This is a genomic window from Pseudomonas sp. TNT3 (genome assembly GCF_010095445.2).
Lineage (GTDB): Bacteria > Pseudomonadota > Gammaproteobacteria > Pseudomonadales > Pseudomonadaceae > Aquipseudomonas.
In genome coordinates, this window is sequence record NZ_WFGV02000023.1 from 15,716 (window position 1) to 40,694 (window position 24,979).

21 protein-coding genes are annotated in these 24,979 nt (G+C 57.9%); 9 read left to right on the forward strand and 12 right to left on the reverse strand.

The window, feature by feature from the left end:
• Positions 1-58: 58 nt before the first annotated feature.
• Entirely contained in the window at positions 59-1,150 is a 1,092-nt protein-coding gene (locus tag GBC55_RS15180; RefSeq protein ID WP_162438156.1) for a polyamine ABC transporter substrate-binding protein, read from the forward strand.
• 13 nt (positions 1,151-1,163) lie between these two features.
• Complete coding sequence (gene speB / locus GBC55_RS15185) at positions 1,164-2,123, forward strand: agmatinase (RefSeq protein WP_162438157.1); 960 nt, start codon at positions 1,164-1,166, stop codon at positions 2,121-2,123.
• Positions 2,124-2,218: 95 nt separating this feature from the next.
• Here the strand turns inward: speB and GBC55_RS15190 are convergent, their stop codons facing one another.
• Positions 2,219-3,268, reverse strand: a complete 1,050-nt coding sequence (locus GBC55_RS15190) for an aldo/keto reductase (protein WP_162438158.1) — start codon at positions 3,266-3,268, stop codon at positions 2,219-2,221.
• 146 nt (positions 3,269-3,414) lie between these two features.
• Here GBC55_RS15190 and zapE point away from each other — a divergent pair, with 146 nt between their 5' ends.
• The 3 genes from zapE (at position 3,415) to GBC55_RS15205 (ending at position 5,720) form a co-directional block, all read left to right on the forward strand.
• Entirely contained in the window at positions 3,415-4,533 is a 1,119-nt protein-coding gene (gene zapE, locus GBC55_RS15195; protein WP_162438159.1) for a cell division protein ZapE, read from the forward strand.
• 18 nt (positions 4,534-4,551) lie between these two features.
• Positions 4,552-5,133, forward strand: coding sequence for a DinB family protein (locus tag GBC55_RS15200; protein WP_162438160.1), 582 nt, complete (start codon positions 4,552-4,554; stop codon positions 5,131-5,133).
• 95 nt (positions 5,134-5,228) lie between these two features.
• Positions 5,229-5,720: a GNAT family N-acetyltransferase gene (locus GBC55_RS15205; protein WP_162438161.1), complete on the forward strand. Its 492-nt coding sequence runs from the start codon at positions 5,229-5,231 to the stop codon at positions 5,718-5,720.
• Positions 5,721-5,883: 163 nt separating this feature from the next.
• Here GBC55_RS15205 and GBC55_RS15210 read toward each other — a convergent pair whose 3' ends face one another.
• The 4 genes from GBC55_RS15210 to GBC55_RS15225 form a co-directional block, all read right to left on the reverse strand.
• Positions 5,884-6,081 (reverse strand): hypothetical protein, encoded by a 198-nt coding sequence (locus GBC55_RS15210; protein ID WP_162438162.1) that lies wholly within the window; start codon positions 6,079-6,081, stop codon positions 5,884-5,886.
• Between the two features lie 99 nt (positions 6,082-6,180).
• Positions 6,181-8,424, reverse strand: a complete 2,244-nt coding sequence (locus GBC55_RS15215; protein WP_162438163.1) for a TonB-dependent siderophore receptor — start codon at positions 8,422-8,424, stop codon at positions 6,181-6,183.
• A gap of 224 nt (positions 8,425-8,648) precedes the next feature.
• Positions 8,649-10,382 (reverse strand): phosphoethanolamine transferase CptA, encoded by a 1,734-nt coding sequence (locus GBC55_RS15220; protein ID WP_162438164.1) that lies wholly within the window; start codon positions 10,380-10,382, stop codon positions 8,649-8,651.
• Positions 10,383-10,624: 242 nt separating this feature from the next.
• Positions 10,625-10,816: a DUF6026 family protein gene (locus tag GBC55_RS15225; protein ID WP_162438165.1), complete on the reverse strand. Its 192-nt coding sequence runs from the start codon at positions 10,814-10,816 to the stop codon at positions 10,625-10,627.
• Between the two features lie 273 nt (positions 10,817-11,089).
• Here GBC55_RS15225 and gnd point away from each other — a divergent pair, with 273 nt between their 5' ends.
• Genes gnd through GBC55_RS15240 form a run of 3 tightly spaced genes read left to right on the forward strand, consistent with a single transcriptional unit; the run spans position 11,090 to position 14,408 of the window.
• Complete coding sequence (gene gnd / locus GBC55_RS15230; protein WP_162438166.1) at positions 11,090-12,070, forward strand: phosphogluconate dehydrogenase (NAD(+)-dependent, decarboxylating); 981 nt, start codon at positions 11,090-11,092, stop codon at positions 12,068-12,070.
• Entirely contained in the window at positions 12,067-13,590 is a 1,524-nt protein-coding gene (gene zwf, locus GBC55_RS15235; RefSeq protein ID WP_162438167.1) for a glucose-6-phosphate dehydrogenase, read from the forward strand. Before gnd ends, zwf begins: the two co-directional genes overlap by 4 nt.
• Positions 13,587-14,408, forward strand: coding sequence for an HAD family hydrolase (locus GBC55_RS15240; RefSeq protein WP_162438168.1), 822 nt, complete (start codon positions 13,587-13,589; stop codon positions 14,406-14,408). The genes zwf and GBC55_RS15240 overlap by 4 nt, the downstream gene beginning before the upstream one ends.
• A 143-nt stretch (positions 14,409-14,551) precedes the next feature.
• On the opposite strand, the gene nhaB is transcribed toward GBC55_RS15240, so the two are convergent.
• From nhaB to GBC55_RS15255, 3 genes are all read right to left on the reverse strand, one after another.
• Positions 14,552-16,054: a sodium/proton antiporter NhaB gene (nhaB, locus tag GBC55_RS15245; protein ID WP_162438169.1), complete on the reverse strand. Its 1,503-nt coding sequence runs from the start codon at positions 16,052-16,054 to the stop codon at positions 14,552-14,554.
• A 78-nt stretch (positions 16,055-16,132) separates the two neighbouring features.
• Positions 16,133-17,422: a hypothetical protein gene (locus tag GBC55_RS15250; protein ID WP_162438170.1), complete on the reverse strand. Its 1,290-nt coding sequence runs from the start codon at positions 17,420-17,422 to the stop codon at positions 16,133-16,135.
• A 288-nt stretch (positions 17,423-17,710) separates the two neighbouring features.
• A complete protein-coding gene (locus tag GBC55_RS15255) occupies positions 17,711-17,977 on the reverse strand; it encodes a hypothetical protein (RefSeq protein WP_162438171.1) in 267 nt (88 codons plus the stop codon).
• 342 nt (positions 17,978-18,319) lie between these two features.
• On the opposite strand from GBC55_RS15255, the gene GBC55_RS15260 reads away from it, so the two are divergent.
• Positions 18,320-19,645 (forward strand): sigma-54 dependent transcriptional regulator, encoded by a 1,326-nt coding sequence (locus GBC55_RS15260; RefSeq protein ID WP_162438172.1) that lies wholly within the window; start codon positions 18,320-18,322, stop codon positions 19,643-19,645.
• Between the two features lie 1,026 nt (positions 19,646-20,671).
• Here the strand turns inward: GBC55_RS15260 and GBC55_RS15265 are convergent.
• The 4 genes from GBC55_RS15265 to GBC55_RS15280 all read right to left on the reverse strand — a co-directional run bounded on the left by GBC55_RS15265 (position 20,672) and on the right by GBC55_RS15280 (position 24,928).
• Positions 20,672-21,955, reverse strand: a complete 1,284-nt coding sequence (locus GBC55_RS15265; protein ID WP_162438173.1) for a transporter — start codon at positions 21,953-21,955, stop codon at positions 20,672-20,674.
• 46 nt (positions 21,956-22,001) lie between these two features.
• The gene (locus GBC55_RS15270; protein WP_162438174.1) at positions 22,002-22,787 is read right to left on the reverse strand and encodes a hypothetical protein; all 786 of its coding nucleotides are present in this window, start codon (positions 22,785-22,787) and stop codon (positions 22,002-22,004) included.
• A 33-nt stretch (positions 22,788-22,820) separates the two neighbouring features.
• Positions 22,821-23,501 carry a C39 family peptidase gene (locus tag GBC55_RS15275; protein ID WP_162438175.1) on the reverse strand — a complete coding sequence of 227 codons (681 nt, stop codon included), beginning with the start codon at positions 23,499-23,501 and terminating at the stop codon, positions 22,821-22,823.
• Between the two features lie 62 nt (positions 23,502-23,563).
• Positions 23,564-24,928 (reverse strand): heme utilization protein, encoded by a 1,365-nt coding sequence (locus tag GBC55_RS15280; protein ID WP_162438176.1) that lies wholly within the window; start codon positions 24,926-24,928, stop codon positions 23,564-23,566.
• Between the last annotated feature and the right edge of the window lie 51 nt (positions 24,929-24,979).

Sequence of the window (24,979 nt, forward strand, 5' to 3'; positions counted from 1 at the left end):
TTCGCCAATGTATCCGACGTTGCATCCTGCGGTCACTTCCTCTGGTCAGGTGTTCGTCATGGCTCCCACGTTCAAGCGCTGTCTACCGGTACTTTTTCTTGCCATGGCTGCCTCGGTGCAGGCGCAGGAACAAGTGGTCAATCTTTACAGCTGGGCGGATTACGTGGCGCCGGAAACGCTGCAGCGGTTCGAAAAAGAAACCGGCATACACGTGCGCTACGACACGTTCGACGCGCCGGAAGTGCTCGAAACCAAACTGCTCACCGGCGGCAGCGGCTATGACGTGGTGGTGCCGTCGTCCAGTGTTCTGGCGCGCGGACTCGCGGCAGGAGCGTTGAAAGTGATTCCTCATGAGGGGCTAAAGGGCTACGCCAATCTTGATCCGGATCTGTTGGAGAAACTGGCGGCGGTCGACCCTGGCAATCAGTACGGCGTTCCCTACACCTGGGGCACGCTGGGACTTGGGATGAATGTCGAAGCGGTGCAGCAGCGCTTGCCGAACGTGCCACTCAACAGCCTGGACCTGCTGTTCAAACCGGAGTACGCCAGCAAATTGAAAGACTGTGGTATTGCCATCATCGACTCGCCCCAGGAAGTGATTGGCCTGGCGTTGCACTACCTGGGTAAAGATCCCTACAGCACCGACAAGTCCGATCTCGACGCGGCGCAGGCCTTGTTGCACACACTGCAGCCTTCGGTGCTGTACGTGGCCAGCGGACGGCAGATCAATGATCTGGCCAACGGCAGCGTCTGCCTGGCGCTGTCGTACAACGGTGACGCCAGCATGGCGGCCGACCAGGCGCGAAAAGCCAACAAACCCTACGAAATCGCCTACCGGATTCCCAAGGAAGGCACCCTCGTGTGGCAGGACAATCTGGCGATCCCCAAGGACGCTCCGCACCCGGAAGCAGCCCGCCTGTTTATCGAATTCATGCTGCGCCCGGACTCCGTCGCGGCGCTGACCAACACGCTGTTCTTCGCCACCGCCAACCAGGCAGCGACGCCATTGGTGGATGAAGCGGTGCGCAACGACCCTGATATCTACCCACCGGCGGATGTCCGTGACCGGCTGTACGCCGACCGGACCATGAGCCTCAAAGACATGCGTCAGCGCACCCGCTTGTGGACCACTTTCCGTAGCCGCCAATAATAAGGAGCTTTAAATGGACGCCCCCGTGCAAAACGATCAGGCCATGACTCGCGACAGTCTTTATGGCACTGCTGCAGAAAGTACCTACGCCGGCATCACCAGTTTCATGCGTCGTCGCTACAGCCGCGACTTGCGCGGTGTCGACGTTGCCGTGAGCGGTGTGCCTTTCGACACCGCCACCAGTAATCGTCCCGGTGCGCGTTTCGGACCGCGCGGCATTCGTGCTGCCTCTGCCGGGATTGCCTGGGAGCGTCACTGGCCGTGGACCTTCGATCCGTTCGATCATTTGGCGGTGGTCGACTTCGGCGATTGCGACTTCGATTACGGTTCACCGCACTCGGTACCGGAAAGCATCGAGGCGCATGCCAACCACATTATCGAGTCCGGCAGCGCGATGCTGACGTTTGGGGGCGATCACTTCATCACCTATCCGCTGCTCAAGGCCCATGCCCGCAAACATGGGCCACTGTCGTTAATTCACTTCGACGCCCACAGCGACACCTGGCCAGACGAGGAGGGCAAGCGCGTCGACCACGGCACCATGTTCTGGCACGCCGCCAAGGAAGGCCTGGTCGATCCGTCGCGCTCGGTGCAGATTGGTTTGCGCACCACGAACGACGATCACATGGGCTTTGAAGTGCTGGATGCCCGACAAGTGCATCGCCGCGGCTGTGAAGCCATCGTCGAGGCGATCCGCGCCCGGGTGGGCGATCATCCGGTATACCTGACATTCGACATCGATTGCCTCGATCCGGCCTTTGCGCCGGGCACGGGAACGCCGGTGTGCGGTGGCTTGAGCACGGTGCAGGCGCTGGAAATTCTGGGTGGTTTGCGCGGCATCAACCTGGTGGGGATGGACGTGGTGGAGGTGGCCCCGGCTTATGACAGTGCGGAAATCACATCGCTCGCCGCTGCAACGTTGGCGATGGAGATGCTGTGTTTGTATGCGGCCAGGCATAAGGTTGATCGGTAAACCAGTAAGCGCGAGGACAGTAAAGATCCAAATGTGGGGGCGACGGTGCGACGATTCGGCTTGCTCGCACCGCTGCTCCCTAATTTTGATCCGTATCAGGCCACCGGAATCTTCGGCAGGTCCAGAATGTCCCCGCTGAACCGTGAAAACGATCCCGTCAGCGTCTCATGGGGAACCCCTTTGGGCACATCACTGACAGCCTCCAGACGCGACATCTGATCGGCGCTCAGTTGCACTTTCAATGCGCCCAGCGTCGCATCCAGTTGCTCGCGGGTGCGTGACCCCAGGATAGGAATCAGCGTGGTGGTCGATTGCCGCGCTTTTTCCCGCAGCCAGGCAATGGCCACATGCGTCGGGCTCGCCGACAACTCTTCGGCAACGGCCAGCAGGGTGTCGAGCAGATGGGTTTCACGGACGCTTTTCTCGGCGTGGATCAGCATGCCCAGTTTGGCGGCGCGATTGTCGCCGTCGTTGCTGCGGTACTTGCCGGTCAGGAAACCGCCACCCAGTGGCGACCATAACGTGGCGGCCAGGCCCAGTGCTTCGGCCATGGGCAGTTGCTCGCGTTCGGCGGTGCGTTCCGCCAGGCTGTATTCGATCTGGAGGGCGACGATCGGGGCAAAGCCGCGCACTTCCGCCAGCAGATCAGCCCGGGCGATGCGCCACGCCGGAAAGTTCGACAGCCCGGCGTAATGAATCTTGCCGGCGCGTACCAGATCGTCAAAACCGCGCAGTATTTCTTCCATCGGCGTCACGCCGTCGCTCATGTGGGCCCAGAACAGATCAAGGTGATCGGTTTTCAGGCGGGTCAGGCTTTCCTCGACGGCCCGGACCATGTTCTTGCGGTTGTTACCGGTGTAGGAAATGCCCGCCGACGGTGTAGTCCCCAGGGTGAATTTAGTGGCGATGACCAGGTGATCCCGTTCCGCCGCAATAAACTCGCTGAGCATGCCTTCCGACTGGCCCCCTTGATACCCGTTGGCGGTGTCGATGAAGTTGCCGCCGGCCTCCAGGTAACCATCGAAAATACGTTTGGCTTCGTCACGTTCTGCCCCGTGCCCCCAACCCGTGCCAAAGTTACCGGCGCCCAGCGCCAATTCCGACACCCGAAGACCGGTTTTGCGGCCGAACACTTTGTAATGCATGGGGAGTACTCCTGAAGAAAAGGCAGGGGAATGCGTTATAGATGTCAATCAACATGTATTAAATATGATGCCAGTAATATATTTCGTCAAGACACTTTTTCAACGGGATAAAAAACTGGTGGAGTGGTCATGGCATACTGCCGCCCATGAATCCGGACTCCCCCCTCAGCGCCTGGCAACACGCCATAGAACAGAAAGGTTTCGTCCAGGACGAAGCCCAGGAACATGCCGTCTGGGCGCTGCAGAAATGCTACGAAGCCTTGCATGAAGGCCGCTCGCCGATCACCGGTGTTTACCTCTGGGGCCCGGTGGGGCGCGGCAAGACCTGGTTGATGGATCAGTTCTATCAAAGCCTGCGGGTGCCTGCCCGACGCCAACACTTTCATCATTTCATGGGTTGGGTGCATCAGCGGTCATTTCAGCTGAGTGGCACCGCCGACCCGCTTAAAGCACTCGCCCGCGAACTGAGCGAGGAGGTGCGCGTGCTGTGCTTCGATGAGCTGTTCGTCAATGACATCGGTGACGCGATTATTCTCGGTAGGCTGTTCCAGGTGATGTTCGAACAGGGCGTGGTGGTGGTCTGCACCTCCAACCAGCCGCCGGATCAGTTGTACGCGGACGGTTTTAACCGCGATCGGTTCATGCCAGCCATTGAAGCGATCAAGCAGCACATGCAGGTGATTGCCGTGGACGGCGCGCAAGATCATCGCTTGCACCCGGGCACGGGCCTGCAGCGCTACTGGGTCGCAACGCCCGGCCAGCCCGGCGCTTTGGGCGAAGTGTTCAAACAGTTGAGCAGCGGTCAGCCAGTCTCGAGCGAGCCAGTCCAGGTCGGTTACCGGTCACTCGAGGTGGTTCAGGCCAGCCCGACCGTGCTCTGGGCGCGTTACGCGGACTTGTGTGAACAGCCTTTTGCAGCCATGGATTTCATGGTCCTGTGCGACACCTTCAAGGCTATTCTGTTAAGTGATGTGCCGAACCTCAGCGCGCAAAAGCGCGCCGGACGCATCGCGCGCGGCACTGAAGACGGTGTCGAGCGAGTGGAGGCGGGCGACCGCGAACTACCGCAACTGTCGGTGCATGACGACGGTGTCCGGCGTTTCATTGCGCTGGTGGACGAGTGCTACGACCGCAAGGTGCCGCTGTACCTTGAAGCCCAAGTGCCCATGGAGTCGCTGTACACCGAGGGTTATCTGGAGTTTCCGTTCCGCCGTACGCTCAGTCGTCTACAGGAAATGCAGTTGCAACGTTTTGCCGAGGCTTGACAGCCGGGAGGCGTGAGCATGACTCAACCACTGTCCCACCATTTGCTGACCATGGCTTATCAGAACGCCTGGGCGAACCATCGACTGGCCAAGGCATGGGGGCAGCTGAATCCTGCCGAGCTGAGCGCGCCGCGGGTCGGTTTTTTCCCCAGCCTCAGTGCGACCCTCAACCACATCCTGACCTGCGACTGGTTTTACGTTGACGCACTGGAGCGGGAGTTGCGCGGCGATGATCCGCACCTCGATTGCTGTGTGTTTTTCAAGGAGGACGAGCCCTGTACGACAGCCGAAAGCCTTAAACGCGAGCAAGAGCTGGTGGACCGGCGGCTGATCGCTTACTGCGAGCAAATGCGCGACGCCGAGTTGGGCAAGATTGTGACTATCGCGCGTGAAACGCCTCAACATGAAAGCCGATTACGCCTGTTGTCGCACCTGTTTGAACATCAGATTCATCATCGTGGGCAGGTGCATGGAATGCTCAGTGGCACCTCAGTTGAGCCGCCGCAACTGGACGAGTTTTTCTGCGTGGGCGAGGCGCATTTGCGGGCTGATGATTTCGCCGAACTGGGATGGACCGAGGCTTTGATCTGGGGCCATTGAAGTGAAAGGCCACTCTCCGGTTGCAGCACCGCCGCCGCCCTTGATAGGGTCAGTTTCCGTTGTTCAAGTTGTTTAACGTGTCATCGAGGGTGGAAATGGAATCCGCAGAAATTCTTGTGCTTCAGGCCAGCTATAACAATCCGGTGCATGCCGAGGCGATCCGCCTGGTGCTGAATCACTATGCCGAGGACCCGATGGGAGGAGGCTACTCGTTGCCCGCCGATGTGCTGGCGCAAGTTCCCGCTGAACTGGCCAAACGCCCCCACGCATTCAGCGTGCTGGCCTTCGTTGGTGGTGAGCCGGCGGGACTGGTCAACTGTTTTGAAGGTTTTTCGACGTTCGCCTGCCGGCCGCTGGTCAACGTGCACGATGTCGCCGTGGTGAAGAAGTTTCGCGGGTTGGGGCTGAGTCAGAAGATGCTGCAGAAGGTCGAGGATATTGCGCGCCAACGCGGCTGCTGCAAGATCACGCTGGAGGTGCTGGAAGGTAACGCTGTAGCCCAGGCGTCCTATGGCAAGTTCGGTTTTGCCGCAGGCATGTTCGACCCGGCTCATGGTCGGATGCTGTTCTGGACCAAGCCGTTGTAAAAGTCGGGCAGCGCCTGATGTGGTGAGCGGGGCTTATTGTGGCGAGGGAGCTTGCTCCCGCTGGACTGCGCAGCAGGCCCAAATCGGGGGCTGCTTCGCAACCCAGCGGGAGCAAGCTCTCTCGCCACAAAAGCTCCTTGGCTCCAGGTTTATGCTTCGCCTGCTACGGCTTGTAGTGCTCCGTGACTTGAGCCGTTTGATCATCAGGTACCACTTGCGTAGTTCGCTGATCCTGATTCGCCTCCTGGCTCAGTCGCAGGCTTTCGTAGTAATAGCGCATTCGTTCCGCGCCACCCTCAGCCAACGCCGCTGTCGAGCCCAACATCATCAAACTTGCAACGATCAGGGTTGTACATTTCATGGTGTGCCTCCCACTACAGATTTCGGGTGCCCTTTCATCCATGAAGCAATGTTGAAAGGGCATTATCCGCCGAATCCGTCATTTGGGAATTACCGCCGGTTACAACGTCCAGTCCAGACTCAAGGTGACTGTGCGCGGGTCGCCCCAATAGTTGCCGTTATAGAACCCAACGTTCTCGTAGTACTTCTTGTCGAACAGATTGTTGACGTTCAACGAGGCCGACAGGTGCTTGTCGAACTCGTAGCGCGACATCAGGTTGACCAGGGTGTAGGCGTCCTGACGGATATTGGTGCGCTCGGTGATGATGTTGCCCGCAGCGTTACGTCCGACTGGGCGGCTCGCGGCGCGGTAGATGTCGCTCTGCCAATTCACCGCACCGCCTACGGTCAGTGCCTGCCAGTCGCCCGGCAAGTGATAAGCCGTGGAGAGCCGGAACATGTTCAACGGCGCGGTGGTGTTGGTTCGGTTTTTCTCGCCGTTGACCGAGTGGGTATAGGTGTAGCCGGCTGTCATGTTCCAGTCCGTCATGACTTCGCCCGACAGTTCAGCTTCGAAGCCCCGAACCTTGGTGCCTTTACCGTCAGCCTTGAAGAACTCTTCGCCTGTCACCGGGTCCGGTGGCACCGAGTCGTCCAGCTCGGCGACGTTGTCCTGATCGCTCCAGAACAGCGCCGTGGCGAGGTTCAACTGCTCCTGGAGCAAACTGCCCTTGAGCCCCAGTTCATAGTTGCTGCCGACCACCGGTTCCAGGTACTTGCGGTTGGCGTCTCGATTGGACTGCGGCTTGAAAATGTCCGTGTAACTGACGTAGGCGGTGTATTCCGGGGTGAGGTCGTATAGGAGGCCCGCGTAGGGCGTCCACATGTCATTGTGTTGCTGGCTGGTTTTTTCCGATCCGGTCAGTTGCAGACTGTCGTCGTCATAACTGTTGGCTGTTTTCGAGGATTTCCAGCTGCCATAACGGCTGCCGAGCACCGCGTGCAAATCGTTCGTCAGGCTCAGGCGAGTGGCCAGGTAGCCCGCTTTCTGGCGCGTACTGTCTGTCGAGCCCGTCACGCCCGTGACGGTATCGGGGAATTTCCCGATGTTGCCCATGTACTTCCAGTCGGGCACGTTTTCGTAATCGTCAGCGCGGGGTCCGTCGACGGTGTAGGGTTTTTTTTCACTACGTTCTGCCTCGCCATAGCCAATCATCAGCTCATGTTCACGCCCCAACAATGAATAGGGCCCGGCGACGTTGAAGTCATAGGCTTTCATTTTCTGCGTGCCGATCATGTGGCTGACGTTGGCGATCATGCCGCTGCGATCAGCCTCGGGAAAACCGCCGCCGGCGTAGTAGATCTTGCCGTCGGTGTCGCTTTCGCGATGGGTGTACGCAGCTTTGAGGTGCCAGCCAGCACCCAGTTGATGGTCCAGATTGGCGAACGCAGTCTTGTCCTTGATCGGCCAGGAGCTCCAAGACGTCGCCATGTTGGTCGAGCGTCCGAGGTTGGCTTTGCTGCCATCGGCGTTCCAGTAGGGCACCGTGCCCCAGGACGTGCCCTGGACGTGCTTGTTCTGATAGTCGTAACCCACGGCGAGTACCGTGTCGTCAGTCAGGTCCGCTTCGAGAATCCCGTACCCGACTTCCCGTTGCTGCTGGTACTTGTCGCGGAACGAATCACTGTCGCGGTAGGCCAGCACGCTGCGCCCACGCAGGCGACCATCGAACGCCAGCGGACCGCCGACATCCACGTAACTGTAGTAATCGTCATAGCTGCCGGCGCTGACGCCGGTCTTGGCTTCCCACTGCGCCGTCGGGCGTTTGCGCACCATGTTGATGGTCGCCGACGGGTCGCCCGCGCCGGTGGTCAGGCCCGTCGCGCCGCGGACCACTTCGATGCGGTCATAAATGATGGTGTCGGAATCGGACTTCATGTAACTGAAGGTATTCAACATCCCGTCGACCTGGAAATTGGTGATCGAGTAGCCGCGGGAGGAGTAGTTGACCCGGTCCGAGTCATTGTGCTGAACCACGATACCGGTGGTCTGGCTCATGGCTTCGGACAGTGTGCCGAGTTTGAAATCGTCCATCTGCTGACGCGTCACCACGGATACCGATTGCGGTGTTTCCTTGATCGACAGGTTCAAGCGGGTGGCACTGCTCATGGCACCGGTGGTGTAGGAATGGGTGTTTTCGGTGGTGTTGCCCAGCCCCTGTGCGGTGATGCTGGTGGAGGTCAATTCGAGGGTGCCGGTGACGGGTTCCTTTTCCAGATCGGTTTCAGCCAGCAGCTCCGGGCTCAGTGCAAGGCTGCACAGGCCGAGGGTAAAAGTCATGGAACGGGTGATGGGCGCGAACATCGCAGCCGACTCCTTGTCGTTGAGGGAAAATTTCCGTTTGCTCAAAGACGAAGGAGGGCGGTGAGATTTAGTCTTAAACGAGAATAAATATCATTTTAAGGGGTGACTGTTGGAGCAAAGCTTGCTCGCGATAGGGGCGGCACCTTCAGCTACGTTGTCGGCTGACCCTATGCAATCGCGAGCAAGCGCTGCTCCCACAGGTGTTTTTCACAGGTATTGCTGGGTTATTTCTGCACGACTTCCGCCACTTTGGGCTTCATCAGGCTGAAGTCGATCAAGGCACGCTGTTGACGCTCGTAAGGGTTACCGATCATCAACGGACGAGCCTTGAAGCTGTCGCTGACCAGACTCTTGGTGCGATCCAGTTCATCGAAATTCAAACCAGCCATGTCCGCCCAGGTGTGGATCAGGTGTGAGCTGCTATATGGACGGCTCAAATCCTGGGCAAAGTTCCAGTCGTGGGTTTCCCGCCATTTTGGCGAGGCCCAGGCCATGAACGGGATGGTGTACATCGGCGCCGTCGGTTTGCTTTCGTTACGACCCAAGGTGTTGTGGCCAGCGGAGTCGAATACGTCTTCACCGTGGTCCGAAAGATAAAGCAAGAAGCCGTTCGGATCGGTTTTGGCGTAATCCTTGATCAGGCTCGACACCACGAAATCGTTGTACAGCACCGCGTTGTCGTAGCTGTTGTACGTCGATACCTGATCATCGCGGACGCCGGCCGGGACGCCCTGGCGGTCCTTGAACTTGTCGAAGGTCGACGGATAACGGTACTGGTAGCTCATGTGCGTGCCGAGCAGATGCACGACGATCAGCTTGCGCGGCGCAGTATCGGTCAGTGCCTTGTTGAACGGTGCGATCACATCGCCATCGTACTGCGCAGCATTCTGGTTACGGTTGTTGTTCAGGTACACCTGTTCGTCGGCCTGCTCGGAGAAGGTCGTCAACATGGTGTTGCGCTTGGTCATGGTCTGCTGGTTGGTGATCCAGAAGGTCTTGTAACCCGCCTGTTTCATCATGCTGACCAGCGATGGCGTCGACAGGTAAAGCGCCGGATTTTCTTCGTCGGCGAAGGTCAGTACCTGTTGCAGCGCCTCGATGGTGTACGGGCGCGGGGTAATGACGTTATCGAAAACCGCGAGCTGATCCTTGAGTTTGTCCAGTTCCGGGGTGGTTTCCCGCGGGTAACCGTACAGGCTCATGCGCTGGCGGTTGGTGGACTCGCCGATGACCAGCACCAGCGTCGAGGGCTGGTTGGCCGACGCGTCGGTGAGGTTTTTCAGCGGCGGGATCTTGCTGGCGCTGTGCAACATGTCCTGCATGCCCGCCAGGGTGTCGAGGTAGCGGTGATACGCCACCGCCATTTGCCACGGCACTGCAGGCTCAATGCGGGTTTCGAATTTTTCGAAGCCTTCGGCCAGGCTGCCGGTGCGCATAGTCTGCTTGACCAGCGGGTAACCGATCACGGCCACGACAATGACCGTTGCTGCGACCAGCGCGCGGCCACGGGGCATGTATACCGGGCGCAGACGGGTCCAGAGGAAGTACGCGAACAACGTGTGGGCAAGGAACGCCGCGACCATCCACCAGGCGAAATACTGGGTCATGTACTCGCCAGCTTCAGAGATGTTCGACTCGAACATGATGAAGATGACGCTTTGGGAGAATTCCTGCTGATAGATGAAGAAGTAACCCAGGCTCGCCATGGAACAGGCCCATAGCACCACGCCGATAACTGCCGCCATCACCCGTGTCTGACGGGGGAACAGCAACATCGGCGCAAGCCAGATCGCACTCATCACAAAGGCCTGACGGAAACCGGTGAAACCGGAAGTGCCCGTTAGTTGGATCAGTAGTTGCGTAATACCGGAGAAGTACCAGAAGAAAACAAACAGCCAGAGAAATCCGGCCCAATCAAAACCTTTCGCAGTCGGGTTGCTGCGTTCAAACGTCGCCATTCAGCGCTCCAGCCTATTAATTCGGGGTCACTGGCACACAGAGGCGTCAGCGAATGACGGCCACACAGAGCTCAGCGGGCGGCCACAATAAACTGAAGTATCGCTAAAAGGGTGTGAAAAGTTTGTGAGCTGATTCGATATGCCGGGCGTTGCCAGTCATCGATGACAGGAGGGGAGTGGAAGCGAGCGCTGCCGAACTCCCCAAACTGGATGAACAGGAGGTCCCATAAACGGACTCTTGATCAGTTGTGCAGCGCTTTTTTCGTCGTGACCGGCGGCAGGTAATCTGCCGGTAGCGCCTGCTGCAAGCGTTCTTGCAGGTGAGCGACCTGGCGCATGAGCAGCTCGCGTTCTTCGCGCAGCTGACGCAGTTCGTCGCGACGAATAGTCACGTAAAGTGTTTGGGGAGGACGTGCGGTCATTACTGTGTCCATTGCTCACCTCGCGAATGGCATGCATCAACTGTGATTTGGCCGTTTCACGAACGGCGCAAAACACTATCGGCAGCAATTTTGATTTCTTTTGCGCGGGAAGGGAACTTTTTTATTTTTTACGGTCGGTGTGTCTTCTCGACGTTTCCCGACGTTATCAGTCTGGATCGGGCACAATGCCCGGAAACTTCATGCCATCGCTCTGGACTAAGCTTCATTGGTCGCGTTGGGCTATAACCTTTGACACACATTATTTGCAGTAAGGAGCATCAGCACATGCAACTCGGGATTATTGGACTGGGCCGCATGGGCGGTAATATTGCGCGGCGCCTGATGCTCAATGGGCATACCACCGTTGTTTACGACCGCAATACCGCCTTTGTCGACAACCTGGCAGCCGAGGGCTCCAAGGGCGTCATCGACCTGCCGGCACTGGTGGCGGGTCTGGCCAAGCCCCGTGCGGTCTGGATCATGCTGCCGGCCGGCGCGCCGACCGAAGATACCATCGAGACACTGAGCAACTTGCTCGAAGCCGGCGACACCATCATTGATGGTGGCAACACGTTCTATAAGGACGATATCCGCCGGGCGAAAACCTTGTCGGAAAAAGGTCTGCACTACATCGACGTCGGTACATCCGGCGGCGTCTGGGGCCTGGAACGCGGTTACTGCATGATGATCGGCGGTGAAGCCGAGGTGGTTAAACGCCTTGATCCGCTGTTCGAAAGCCTCGCACCTGGCTTGGGCGACATCCCGCGTACCAAGGACCGCAAGTCCGAAGATGACCGTGCCGAGCGCGGTTACATCCATGCCGGCCCCGCAGGCTCGGGGCATTTCGTGAAGATGATCCACAACGGCATCGAGTACGGAATGATGCAGGCCTTCGCCGAAGGCTTCGATATTCTCAAGACCAAGGGCAGCGAAAACCTGCCGGAAGACCAGCGTTTCGACCTGAACGTCGCCGATATTGCCGAAGTCTGGCGTCGTGGCAGTGTGGTGTCGTCCTGGTTGCTCGACCTGACCGCCGATGCCCTGGCCAGCGATCCGAAGCTAGACGGCTATTCCGGTTCGGTTGCCGACAGCGGTGAAGGTCGCTGGACCATCGAAGCGGCCATGGAGCAATCGGTGCCCGTGCCGGTGCTGTCGAACTCGCTGTTCTCGCGCTACCGTTCCCGCGGCCAAGGCACTTTTGGCGACAAGATCCTGTCGGCTCAGCGCTTCGGTTTTGGCGGCCACGTAGAGACTTCGAAAAAATGACCCACACGATCCGCAAGAAATCCAAGGCTGAACCAGCACCACCGACCACGCTGTTCCTGTTCGGTGCCCATGGCGATCTGGTCAAGCGTCTGCTGATGCCGGCGCTGTACAACCTGAGTCGCGATGGCCTGCTGGGGGATGGATTGCGGATCATCGGCGTTGACCACAACGCCATCAGTGACGAGGCCTTTGCGCAGAAGCTCGAAGATTTCATTCGAACCGAAGCGGCCACCAAAGTCGGCAAGGGCGATGACGCCCTTGATCCGGCGCTGTGGGCCAAGCTGGCCAAAGGCATCAGCTACGTTCAGGGCGACTTCCTGGACGACAGCACCTATCAAGCCCTGGCGGCGAAAATTGCCGACAGCGGCACCGGCAACGCGGTGTTCTACCTGGCCACCGCGCCACGTTTTTTCAGCGAAGTGGTGCGCAGGCTCGGCGCGGCGAAACTGCTGGAAGAAACCCCCGACGCCTTCCGGCGTGTGGTGATCGAAAAGCCTTTCGGCTCCGACCTGCACACCGCGCAAGCGTTGAACACCTGCCTGCTCAAAGTAATGTCGGAAAACCAGATCTATCGGATCGATCACTACCTGGGCAAGGAAACCGTCCAGAACATTCTGATCAGCCGCTTTTCCAATAGCCTGTTCGAAGCGTTCTGGAACAATCACTACATCGACCACGTACAAATCACCGCCGCCGAAACCGTTGGCGTGGAGACCCGTGGCAGTTTTTATGAACACACCGGCGCCCTGCGTGACATGGTGCCCAATCACCTGTTCCAGTTGTTGGCGATGGTGGCCATGGAGCCGCCGGCGGCGTTCGGAGCCGATGCGGTCCGTGGCGAGAAAGCCAAGGTCGTCGGCGCCATTCGCCCCTGGTCGGTGGAAGACGCCCGCGCCAACTCGGTGCGTGGCCAGTACAGCGCGGGCGAGGTCGACGGCAAGTCGTTGCCCGGTTATCGCCAGGAAGGCAATGTTGCGCCTGACAGCACCACCGAAACGTACGTGGCACTCAAGGTCATGATCGACAACTGGCGTTGGGTCGGTGTGCCGTTCTACCTGCGAACCGGCAAGCGCATGAGCGTACGCGACACCGAGATCGTCATTTGCTTCAAACCTGCGCCTTATGCGCAGTTTCGCGATACCGAAGTCGACGAGCTTCAGCCGACCTACCTGCGCATCCAGATCCAGCCCAATGAAGGCATGTGGTTCGACCTGTTGGCCAAGCGTCCCGGTCCGGCGCTCAACATGGCCAACATCGAGCTGGGTTTTGCCTACAAGGACTTCTTCGAGATGCAGCCGTCGACCGGCTACGAAACGCTGATCTACGATTGCCTGACCGGCGATCAGACCTTGTTCCAGCGTGCGGACAACATCGAAAACGGCTGGCGTGCCGTGCAACCGTTCCTGGATGCCTGGCAACAGGATGCCAGCGTGCAGAGCTACCCTGCAGGTGAAGACGGTCCGCCGGCAGCCGAAGACTTGCTGGTCCGCGACGGTCGCGTCTGGCACAGCCTGGGATGAGTGACGCAACGCAATCTCCCATCCGGTTCCTGCTGTGTGACATGGACGGCACGTTGCTGTTGCCCGATCACAGCTTGAGTCAGCGCACCATCGATGCCGTCCGTTCGTTGCGCGAGGCCGGCATCTATTTCAGTCTCGCCACCGGGCGCCCGCCCAAGGCCATGTTGCAGCAGATCGAAGCCCTGGGCGTTGATCTGCCGACAGCGGCGTTCAATGGCGGCACCCTGGTCAATCCGGACGGCAGTATTCTGGCCGCCTACCATTTGCCGGCGACGGCCGCCTTGACGGCGTTGGCGCTGTTTGCCGATCGGCCGGACATCGAAATCTGGGTGTTCAGTGGCGGTGACTGGTTGTTGAAGGACCCGAACGGACCGATGGTGCCTCACGAGCAAAGCGGATTGGGCTATCCGCCCGTGGTGGTCGACAGTTTTGAACCTTATCTGGAACACATCGACAAGATCGTCGCCACCAGTAACAACACGGATCTGCTGATCGAACTGGAAGCGCTGTTGTTGCCCAAGGTCGAAGGCCAGGCGCAGGTCTCGCGTTCGCAACCGATTTATCTGGACGTGACCGCCATGCAAGCCAACAAGGGCGCAGCGTTGGTGACATTGGCCAGGCATTTGGGCGTGCCGCTTGAACAGACAGCGGCGATGGGCGATGGCGGCAATGATCCTGCAATGTTCCAGCGCGCGGGCTTGTCGATCGCCATGGGCCAGGCGCAAGAAACGGTGCAGCGCCAGGCTGATGTCATCACCGGGAGCAACACCGAAGACGGTGCGGCCCAGGCGATCGAGCGCTACATTCTCCTTCGTTGACCCCTGAACCCATGAAGCCCGGAGTTCCCCTGTAGGAGCTGCCGAAGGCTGCGATCTTTTGATCTTGATCTTCTAAAAGCAGGATCAAAAGATCGCAGCCTGCGGCAGCTCCTACCGTTTGGGGTCAGGCCAGTTTCAGGTGTTTACAACCAGTAACTCACCGCATACCAGCCCAGCGTACCCATCACCACCGTGTACGGCAGCGCCATCCACACCATCCGCCCATACGACAGGCGAATCAGCGGTGCAATCGCTGACGTCAGCAAAAACAGAAACGCCGCCTGACCATTGGGCGTCGCCACGCTTGGCAGGTTGGTGCCGGTGTTGATTGCAATGGCCAATGTCTCGAAATGCTCGCGGGTCATGTGACCGGAAATGAACGCCTGCTTCACTTCGGTGATGTAGATCGTCGCGACGAATACGTTATCGCTGATGGCCGACAGCAAGCCGTTGGCGATAAACAGCATTCCCGGTTGCTGGTCGGCCGGCAGCGCCAGCACCCACTGGATCAGCGGCGTGAACAATTGCTGGTCATGTATCACCGCCACTACGGCGAAGAACACCACCAGCAGCGCCGTGAAGGGCATGGCGTCCTTGAAGGCATTGCCGATGCGGTGCTCGTCGGTGATGCCGGTGAAGGCCGTAATCAGCACGATCACCGCCAAGCCGATCAGGCCGACTTCGGCAATGTGAAACGCCAGGCCGGCGATCAGAATCAGCGCTGCCAATCCCTGAACGATCAGCGCTGCACGCTGGCGTGAGGTGCGTTCGGCATTGTCCTGTGCGGCGTAATCGGCCAACACCGCCCGCACGTTGTCCGGCAAGAGCGTGCCGTAGCCGAACCAGCGCAGTTTCTCCAGCAGCACACAGGTCACGAGGCCTGCCGCCAGCACCGGCAATGAAACCGGGGCAACCTTCAGAAAGAACTCGGCAAAGTGCCAACCCATTTCGTGGCCGATCAGCAGGTTCTGCGGCTCACCGACCAGCGTGCACACACCACCCAGCGCAGTGCCCACCGCGCCGTGCATCAGCAGGCTGCGCAAAAACGCGCGGAATTGCTCGAGGTCTTCGTGATGCAGTTTCGGCAGGTGACGGTCGTCACTGTATTCGCTGTCCTGGCGAGGATCATTGCCTGAGGCCACACGGTGATACACCGAGTAAAAACCGACGGCGGCACTGATGATCACCGCCGTCACGGTCAGGGCATCCAGAAATGCCGACAGGAATGCCGACAGAAAACAGAACATCAGCGCCAACGCGGGCTTGGAGCGAACCCCCAGTAACAACCGTGAGAAGAGAAACAGCAGCAGGTCTTTCATGAAGTAGATACCGGCCACCATGAACATCAGCAGCAGGATCACCGGAAAGTTGTGCACCAGTTCGTCATACAACGCCTGGGGCGTGGTCATCTTCAGCAGCAGCGCTTCGATGAGCAGCAAGCCGCCGGGCATCAGCGGATAGCACTTGAGCGCCATCGCCAAGGTGAAAATGAACTCCAGCACCAGCAGCCAACCTGCGGCAACCGGGCCCACCGTCCACAACACCAGTGCGTTAAGCACCAGAAAGCCGACAATGCTCGCCTTGTACCAGCGGGGCGAGTGCCCAAGAAAATTGTGCGCGAACGCCTGGGCCATTGAACCGGACATCGGCTGCTCCTTGTTTTAAGAAGCGCGCAACTTGCCGTAAGAAGAACGGAATATCAAGGGTAGGAAAAGTCTATCTCGCTAGTTCAAGTAGCGCGCCACGATGGCCCGGTAGTTTCCGTCCAGGGAATACCCCCCTACGACAATCGAGCCATCAGGCTGCGCGGCCAGTGAAGTGGCGGTGTCGAGGCTACGGCCGAAGCGGGTACGGACCCAACCCATGCCGTCGCCGAAGCTGTCATCCAGTTGGCCGTCTGGCAGATGCCGAGCCAGAATAAAATCCGCCTCGACCCCGCCGATTGTCGCTCCGACGGTCAACACGCGACCATCGGGAACGGCGTGAGCGGCAATCCATTGGCAACCGCTGTGGCCTATGTCCAGCAATCGAGGGTGGCCGCCATTGCAATGGCTGACCGGGTGGCCATTGCCTTGTAGTTTCATCGACAGACAGCGCATGGGATCGCGCCGGCTACCCACGCAATACAGATCGCCAGTTGCCTGTTGGACGATATGACTGACTTGCGTGCTGCGTCCCTCTGAATTGAAACTCTTGAAACCCTCGACGGCAAAAGACTCGTCGAGTCGCCCGTCAGGAAGATAACGGGCAACCAGTCCTTCTTCGGGAAAGTTGATCGCGCCACCCACCAGAATCCGTCCGTCCTGTTGCAGTAGCAGGCTGCTGAGCCAGGTATTCATCAGCAAGTGCCTGACCACCACAAAACCGCGACCGTTGAACGTGGCGTCCAGCGAGCCGTCAGTGTTTAGGCGGATCAGCATGCCGGCGTGATCGGCCAGTTCGAAATGATGATTGGCAACTACCAGGATCCGACCGTCCTCCTGCACCTGCACGTCACAGGCTTCAGCGCCCGGCACTCCCGGCGGCAGCCAGGCGTCGCGCAACCCCACGGAAAGATTGCCCGGCAGTTGCACAATGCAGCGTCCATTGTCACCAAACGCCTGAACTGGCGTGCCGTGCTGATCAAAGAGGGCGAGGGCAGGGAGGGTTCGGTTGGCGTTAAGGTAGTGAAGGCCGGCCAGCAAAACATGCCCATTGGGCAAGACCAGGACTTTGCCGGCCATGGCCTCGAATCCGTACTCGAACTGACCAATGACGCTGCCCTGTTTGCCAAACGTCAGGTCGGCAGACCCGTCCTCAAGCAGGCGCGCCAGACCAAAACGGCTACCGCTGGACATCGTGACTTTCGCGGCGACCAATATTCTGCCGCATGCATCAATCGCGACGCCGTTGGCCATGCTTGAGAGGCTACCGGCAAAGTACACCTGTGTTTTGCCTGCCCCGCCAAAGGATGTATCGAGACTTCCGGCGTCGCTGATGGGGGTTGGGTAGGCAAAAGCGGTCTGGCTTGACATGCACGCGTCTCCTTGCGAGTCATCAGGGTCCAGTAGTTGGGCGGCGACTTTGTAAGGAAAACATTCAACGCCTGAATGATCCGGCGCACAACTGACAGAACTAACAGGTGGAGGGTCGCTGTGTGCCAGAACAGTGTCTTTTCGAACCAGTGGCAAGCGTGCCAAGTAGTTGAAGTGTTAAAGCACAAGTAAAGAAGTGCGGCGAAGTGCAGGTAAGCGTTTGAACGTGCTAACTAATTACGCAAAAAAAAGCGGATTGCTGTAAAGCAATCCGCCTTTTTGTAATGTTTAGTGCGGCATTGACCAGGACTGCAGCGTGTAACCTTCCTGGCTCAACTCTTCACGCGCTTGTTTGAGCACGCGTTCAAGTTGCGCCGGGTCGGTGTAGGCGCTGCTGGGGATCTGCTTGCGACCTATACTGGAATTGGTGCGGTCGATGACGGTCAGGCTGAGTTCGCCGTTACCGTCTTGCAGGGCCCAGGCGACGCATTGAAAAGGCTGGAATGCGCGGTCGGCAATCAAAAGAGCTTCGTTGATACGGAGCGGGGCGGTCATGGGATTCTCTCTCTTATGCCCAATCAAGTGATAGGCCGACGGTTGGGCGTCCCGTGCGGCTGGTTACTTGTACTGATGTCCTCAACCGGGGTACGGGTCACACACAACACGCAGAAATTTCGATTTTCTTTTAAAAAGTCCGATAGTCGACCGTTATTGAAAGCTTAATAAAAGGTTGAACTCGTTAGGTAACTAACAGAGTCGTTACTTATAACTGAATAAGCGATAACCCTATAGTCAAACGGTACAAGGCCCCGTCAAATTATTGCTAATGTTACAGCCAGGTCCGCCAAATGACTGTTTTTCCTAATAATTCAACAAATTTGGCGTCAAGGAACAGTCATGATCGAAACGCCTGCCTCACGACGTTTGTTAGTAGTAGATCCCTGCGACGATTGCCATCGTCTATTGCCGGGTTTGCGATCTCTGGGCTGGGAGGTCGACAGCTGCACGCTGGAGAATGCCGGCGACAAAACCTGTGATGTCGGACTGCTGCGTTTGCAACCTTTTCACCTCGATCATCCCGAGGCTGTTAAAGAGTTGATCAGTCGCAGTGGTGCCGAGTGGATCGCCGTGCTCAATCAAGAGGTCCTGCGTTTACAGAATGTAGGGGACTTCGTCTGTGAGTGGTTTTTCGACTTTCATACGTTGCCGTTTGATGTGTCACGGGTCCAGGTGACCCTGGGACGCGCATTCGGTATGGCGCGGCTTCGTGGACAGGGAACGGTGCACATTGATCAGCCTGAACATGAGTTGTTGGGCGACAGCAAACCTATCCGGGAACTTCGCAAATTATTGAGCAAGTTGGCGCCTACGGAATCCCCGGTATTGATTCGTGGCGAGAGCGGGACGGGTAAGGAATTGGTTGCCCGGACGCTGCACCGACAATCCCAACGGCACAGCAAACCTTTTGTCGCGATCAATTGCGGCGCGATTCCTGAACATTTGATCCAGTCAGAATTGTTCGGCCATGAGAAGGGCGCGTTCACCGGTGCCCATCAACGCAAGATCGGGCGTATCGAAGCGGCCAACGGTGGCACTTTGTTTCTTGATGAAATCGGTGATCTGCCGCTTGAGCTGCAAGCCAACCTGTTGCGCTTCCTGCAGGAAAAACATATCGAGCATGTCGGCGGCAGCCAACAGATTCCAGTCGATGTGCGGGTACTGGCGGCGACTCACGTCGACCTCGAAGCCGCGATCGAAAAGAAACGTTTTCGCGAAGATTTGTATTACCGCCTGAACGTGCTGCAAGTCGTCACTGCGCCCCTGCGTGAGCGCCACGGCGACCTGTCGATGCTGGCCAACCATTTCTCCCACTTCTACAGCCATGAAACCGGCCGTCGTCCTCGCAGCTTCAGCGACGACGCATTGATCGCCATGGGCAAGCACGACTGGCCCGGCAACGTTCGCGAGCTGGCCAACCGTGTCCGCCGCGGCCTGGTATTGGCCGAAGGCCGGCAGATCGAGGCGCGAGACCTGGGGCTGATCAGCCAGCATGCCCAGGTTGTACCCATGGGCACGCTGGAAGACTACAAAACCCGCGCCGAACGCCAGGCGTTGTGTGATGTGCTCAATCGCCATAGCGATAATTTGAGCATCGCCGCCAAAGTTCTGGGGATATCCAGGCCTACGTTCTACCGTTTATTGCACAAGCACCAGATTCGTTAATCACAGCATAAAGATCGCAGCCTCGTTTCACTCGACAGCTCCTACACGGCGGCCACATTTAAATGTGATTCGCTGTAGGAGTGGTCGCCACGTCATCGACGCCGCGCTGTCGCGCAAAAAACCGGGTGCTCGCTGCATTGTTAAAATCAATGGTTTAACGTTCGTTCTATAAGAGCACGCTCGCGATGACGGCCTCACAGCCGACTCATATCTCCCAGATACACCCGGATCAAACTGTAGGAGTGAGCCTGCTCGCGATGGCGGCCTGATCGGCGGTGAAATTCTTGCAGGTGTACATATCCATTCCTGGGGTCACGGCAGCTATTGGTTTCGCTCTTACAGCGAGTCACTTTGAAGAGCGGAACGCCGCCCGGCGCAAAGTAACCAAACGCTCTTGCCCCTTTCGTACGGTGCCTCGCCGGGGCTCGGCATACCCTCACTCCGGTCCTGCTCCGTGGGCCCGCCGCGATCGGCCATCCATGGCCGTGCGCGGCTAACCCGGCATCCTTGCCGGGTTGCCCACTGCGCAGAACCTGCGTTCGGCCTTCCCATGGGGCAAGAAGATCAAAAGCAGATCAAAAGCCAAAGCGAGGCGGCCTGCCAGCCGACCTGACTTTCGAAGCACACGCATTCACCTGTGGGAGCCGAGCTTGCTCGCGATGACGGCCTCACAGCCGACTCATATCTCCCAGATACACCCGGATCAAACTGTAGGAGTGAGCCTGCTCGCGATGGCGGCCTGATCGGCGGTGAGATTCTTGCTGGTGTACATGTCCGTTCCTGCGGTAACGGCTTCTATTGGTTTCGCCCTTAGGGCGAGTCACTTGGAAAAACGGAACGCCGCCCGGCCCCAAGTAACCAAACGCTCTTGCCCCTTTCGTACGGTACCTCGCCCAGGCTCGGCATACCCTCGTTCCGGTCCTGCTCCGTGGGCCCGCCGCAATCTTTTGATCTTTCCTCTTGATCCAAACCCAAAAAAAGCCCCGTTGCCATCTCCATGGCACGGGGCTTTTCTGTCACTGCAGATCAGAAGTAGTAAGGGAATTTCAGGCTGAAGGAAAAGTCCGGAGAGTCCTCGGTCAGGCCAATCGCCAGGTTGGGCACGATCGTCAGTTTATCGGTAGCGGCCAGAGTCATGCCGATGTTGAAGTTGGCTGAGTTGTAATCGCTGTTGCTGATTGACTGCCAATCGCCACCGTCCGGTTTGATCTTGCTCTTGCGGGCGAACTGATCGGTGAATGAGAACGACATACTCATCTTCTCGTTCAAGGCGAATGCAATACCGGCGCCGATTTGCCAGGAATCGCCCAGTTTCACATCGCCTTTGACCTTGGAGCCGACCTGCGGGCTGATGTCGCTGAAAGAGTCCTGCATGTTGTAGGTGTACGCCAGGCTGCCGAACAGCACGGCCGGGTCAAAGGTCTTGACCAGCGAGATACCGGGAGTGATCGCCCAGACGCCGTTACCGGTAGGCAAGTCTTCAGGTACCGCGAGGTTGTCGTTGGTCGGATCACTGATCAGCTTAATGCCGTAAGGGTCTTTGCCGGTTGGCGCTTTGATGCGCAGCGTCGCGACCGCGTCGGGCAGGCTGGCCGACTCATCCAGGAACTTGTAAGCCACGCCAACGTTGACATCGCCAATGGTGGGGTCGCGGGTGACGGTTGCGTCCGACGTGACCGGTCCGGCGCCACCTGCGCCTCCCGAGGAGTAAGTCGATTCGCGATAAACCACGGGGACGTTAATGTCGAACTGCCAACGTTGCGCCACGTTGTAACGGGCGGTCAGGTCCAGCGTCCAGTTATCCGCTTTGATGCGGTCGAGGTTGATATTGCCGAGGAAAATCGAGTCCAGTGCCAGGAAGCCATTGAGCGTTAGTGCACGGGTATCGTAGTGGGTGTAGGTCAGGCCGGTCTCGACGCTGAACTTGCCGCCACCAAAGAAGCCGCTGGCTTCGTCATACAGGTTGGAAACGCTGGGCGCTGGCTCCGAGTCATCTTTGAGCGACTGGCCATATGAACTGCCCGTGGTTCCCGGCGCGCCGGCCGCCACCGACTGACCACCCCCCCTGGCCGGATCGGCGGGGGATTTGGTCAGACGTTTGGGCGCCGGGCTCGCAGGTGTTTCTTCGACTTGGCGAACCCGTTGCTCAAGTACCATCAACGCGTTCTGTTGTGCTTCGTAACGCTGTTTCAACTCCATGAGTTCTTGTTTTAGGATTTCGACCTGGGGGTCCGGCGCTGCATACAGCAGTGAGGCTGGAGCCAGGCTACTCAAACAAACAATTGCGTTGAACGTCAACGATCGGTGCATGGGTTAGCCGTCCCTTCTGACTACTTCTGATGAGACTGAGCGTAGATCAGAATCCGGCAGTGCGAAGACCTTTGAGCTGGTCCAGATTGCCGGTCAAAGACCTGCCTGTAGCCACGTTGTCACGCAGTACTACATTGAGGGACGTCAGGTTGCGTACCTGATTACTACTGCCGAGCAACGTTGTGTTCTGCAACAGTCCGCCCTGAGCCAGGCGTTGAACGGTACTGCCCTGATTGTTGTTGGCCACAATGTTCATTTGCACACCGGTACCGGTTGAGGAAACGCTCATTGAGCCCGCGCCATTGTTGCCGGTTAACGTAGTGCCCGAGTCCAATACTTGCCCCTGCGGTTGCACCGTCGGCGCCTCGTTCCCCTTGGTGACATTCAGATCGACATTGTTGTAGGCAATATTGTTGTCGCCGGCTGCACGCACTACTTGAGTCACACCTTCGGTGGTATTCAGGCCAGCGCCGCCGGTGACGGTACCGGTACCTGGCGTTGTGCTTGCGCTACTGCCCGTACTGGCAGTGCTGGCAACTTGCGAAGAGTTTGAGTTGGTGCTTTTTTCGTCGATCATCGACACATAAAATTGTGGCTTGATGGTCGATGCTTTTACTTGCATGGAGGACATTGCCCCGATGACTTCGCCTTTTGCATTTTCCCAAGTACTGGACATGGTGATGCCGAAACTGACAATCCGTCCCGGCATGACATAGCGGCCTCGCAGGTTCGCCAGTTCCTGATCCTTCAATTCAATCGGTTTGAACGTTTGTGCCTGGGTTGGCAGGCTGGCAGCCAGGCAGACGACGGCCAGCCAGATTGACGTATTCATTGGATGCTCCCGGAGCTTCATGCTCCCTTGTTATTAGAAGAAGTCGCTTTTTATAAACCCGAAATCCATCAGGTCTGCGTCTCGCACCGGGCTGAAGGTGTCAATGCGGTTCTTGGCAGTGAGCGGTACGGGGGGATCCAGTAGCGCATTGGACTTGTCATAGCCCTGACCGATAACGGCAAAGATGATGCCGTTCCAGCCTTTGACAAAGTCATCGACTTTGAAACGTTTGTGTCCGAGTACCGGGTCGCCGATGTATACCCAGCCATCATGGACACGTTGCATGACCACGAAGTGTTTGTAGCCGCGTATATCCAGGAGGACCACAACCGGAATCTTGATGTCGGTCAGCGTTTCCGGCGCTACACGGTAGCCACGGGCCCGCATGCCAATACTTTCTACGTAACGCTTCATATCAAGCATGGAAAAACCCTGGACCCGAACAAGATTCTGATCGGACTGTGCCAGCATGCCTGTAATGATCTGTTCTTCATCGACGTCCAGCCAATAGGCTTGACGCAAGATGGTAGCTAGCGCAGCTGCGCCGCAACTGAAGTCGGTTTTCTGTTGCACCAGATCCTCGAATTTGCGCTCGCGCACACTCTGGATTGGCTTGTAGATCACTGCGCCTCCAGGCAGAACGGCAAGCGGCATTTGTGCAGCCTCGATCACGCCGGCTACGCAAAGCAGAAATGCCAAGGCGATAATGCGCATGGTAGGACGCCTTCTGGTTGTGTTGAAAAAGGCCCCCAGAAGGGGGCCTCCACAGACAACAATTAGAACGACTGGTTGGAGATGGCCAGCGAGTTGCTTTGTTGGTTGCCCACACCAGCAGCTACGTTGACGCCCAGGTTGCCGCTGCCGCCGTTAACCGAACCACTCAGGGTTGCGGTGTTGGTCACAGGGTTAGCCCAGCCAGTTGGAGTCAGCACTTGATACGAGTAAGTATTGCTCAAATCAAATGAACTGCTTTCGCTGTAGCTTTTTGCTTTTTCGTACTCGGATTGGGCGGCTTTGCTGCCCGATTTTTCGTACGCAGAAGCAGCCGCTTTGTCGTAGGACTTGTCGTACGATTTTTCGAACGAGGAACTGTTCGAGTTCGAGTGCGACGTGTTGACAGAAGCGTCAAGCGTTGCGTCGAGCGATGCATTCAGCGATGCGCTGGATTCAGAGCTGTGGCTACGTTCGCGGCGGCCTTCAGTCCAGGTAGCGCTTCTGGCCGCTTCTGCAGCTGCGTCCAGGGTGGCGCTCAAGGTAGCGCTCAGAGAAGCGCTTGAAGAACCGTTCGAGTTACTGTTGTGAGAGCCACTGGCATTTGCGCTGCTGGATCCGCTGGCTGCGAAAGCCTTGGAACCGGCCAGGTCGAAGCTCGAAGACGAGCTTTTGCTGCCGCTGGCGTTGGATGCATAGCCGGCAGAAGAACTACCACTCGCCGAATTGGTGACGGTGATGGTATCCAGACGGTATGTCCGATCCGCGTTGTTGTTCACTGTCAGGCCAGGACCTTGCTGGTCGGCAGTGGCGGTAGCGGTTGCATTGCCCAGTGGAGCATTGGCATTAGCAATGGCCATGGTGTTTTTCTGTTGGTTCAGGTCGCCGCCGGCAATGTTGACACCCATGTTGCCGCTGCCGCCGTTACCCGATGCGCTCATCACAGCAGAGGATTGGCTACCGAAGTTGTTGACGACGTTGTTGTTGCTGGTTTGAGTAACAGTCGATGTTGCGGCGGCAGTGCCGAACACGAAACTGTTATCGAGGCTGGAGTCCGACGCAGCGTTGGCGATGGCCGCCGCGTTGTCTTGTTGGTTGCCATTACCTGCCGCCACGTTGACGCCGACGTTGCCGCTGGTGCCTGTCGCCGAGCTGTTCATTTCAGCGTTGTTGATGGTCCCTTCGTTGCGGATGCGGTTATCGGTGCTGCTTTGGTTATCCCAAGCATTGGCCGTTGCATACACAGGGATCATTGTTGGTGGTGGTGGAGTTTGTGGGCCGCCGCCACCACCGTGGTGATGGCCATTGTTATGGCCGTTGTTGTGACCATTGTTATGGCCATTATTGTCGTTTTGCCCAGCGTGTACAGCAACAGCCATGACCGCAGCAATTGCGAAAACCAGAGGCTTTAGTGCCATCGAAGGTTTCATGGTGATTCTCCGTACTTATATTAAGGTTAAGTGTTGTTTTTTTACCCTTTT

Bases quoted from the DNA above. Each gene is read 5' to 3' on its own strand.
- GBC55_RS15180 (WP_162438156.1), top strand. From the start codon at position 59: ATGGCTCCCACGTTCAAGCGCTGTCTACCGGTACTTTTTCTTGCCATG.
- speB (WP_162438157.1), top strand. From the start codon at position 1,164: ATGGACGCCCCCGTGCAAAACGATCAGGCCATGACTCGCGACAGTCTT.
- GBC55_RS15190 (WP_162438158.1), bottom strand. From the start codon at position 3,268: ATGCATTACAAAGTGTTCGGCCGCAAAACCGGTCTTCGGGTGTCGGAA.
- zapE (WP_162438159.1), top strand. From the start codon at position 3,415: ATGAATCCGGACTCCCCCCTCAGCGCCTGGCAACACGCCATAGAACAG.
- GBC55_RS15200 (WP_162438160.1), top strand. From the start codon at position 4,552: ATGACTCAACCACTGTCCCACCATTTGCTGACCATGGCTTATCAGAAC.
- GBC55_RS15205 (WP_162438161.1), top strand. From the start codon at position 5,229: ATGGAATCCGCAGAAATTCTTGTGCTTCAGGCCAGCTATAACAATCCG.
- GBC55_RS15210 (WP_162438162.1), bottom strand. From the start codon at position 6,081: ATGAAATGTACAACCCTGATCGTTGCAAGTTTGATGATGTTGGGCTCG.
- GBC55_RS15215 (WP_162438163.1), bottom strand. From the start codon at position 8,424: ATGTTCGCGCCCATCACCCGTTCCATGACTTTTACCCTCGGCCTGTGC.
- GBC55_RS15220 (WP_162438164.1), bottom strand. From the start codon at position 10,382: ATGGCGACGTTTGAACGCAGCAACCCGACTGCGAAAGGTTTTGATTGG.
- GBC55_RS15225 (WP_162438165.1), bottom strand. From the start codon at position 10,816: ATGGACACAGTAATGACCGCACGTCCTCCCCAAACACTTTACGTGACT.
- gnd (WP_162438166.1), top strand. From the start codon at position 11,090: ATGCAACTCGGGATTATTGGACTGGGCCGCATGGGCGGTAATATTGCG.
- zwf (WP_162438167.1), top strand. From the start codon at position 12,067: ATGACCCACACGATCCGCAAGAAATCCAAGGCTGAACCAGCACCACCG.
- GBC55_RS15240 (WP_162438168.1), top strand. From the start codon at position 13,587: ATGAGTGACGCAACGCAATCTCCCATCCGGTTCCTGCTGTGTGACATG.
- nhaB (WP_162438169.1), bottom strand. From the start codon at position 16,054: ATGTCCGGTTCAATGGCCCAGGCGTTCGCGCACAATTTTCTTGGGCAC.
- GBC55_RS15250 (WP_162438170.1), bottom strand. From the start codon at position 17,422: ATGTCAAGCCAGACCGCTTTTGCCTACCCAACCCCCATCAGCGACGCC.
- GBC55_RS15255 (WP_162438171.1), bottom strand. From the start codon at position 17,977: ATGACCGCCCCGCTCCGTATCAACGAAGCTCTTTTGATTGCCGACCGC.
- GBC55_RS15260 (WP_162438172.1), top strand. From the start codon at position 18,320: ATGATCGAAACGCCTGCCTCACGACGTTTGTTAGTAGTAGATCCCTGC.
- GBC55_RS15265 (WP_162438173.1), bottom strand. From the start codon at position 21,955: ATGCACCGATCGTTGACGTTCAACGCAATTGTTTGTTTGAGTAGCCTG.
- GBC55_RS15270 (WP_162438174.1), bottom strand. From the start codon at position 22,787: ATGAATACGTCAATCTGGCTGGCCGTCGTCTGCCTGGCTGCCAGCCTG.
- GBC55_RS15275 (WP_162438175.1), bottom strand. From the start codon at position 23,501: ATGCGCATTATCGCCTTGGCATTTCTGCTTTGCGTAGCCGGCGTGATC.
- GBC55_RS15280 (WP_162438176.1), bottom strand. From the start codon at position 24,928: ATGAAACCTTCGATGGCACTAAAGCCTCTGGTTTTCGCAATTGCTGCG.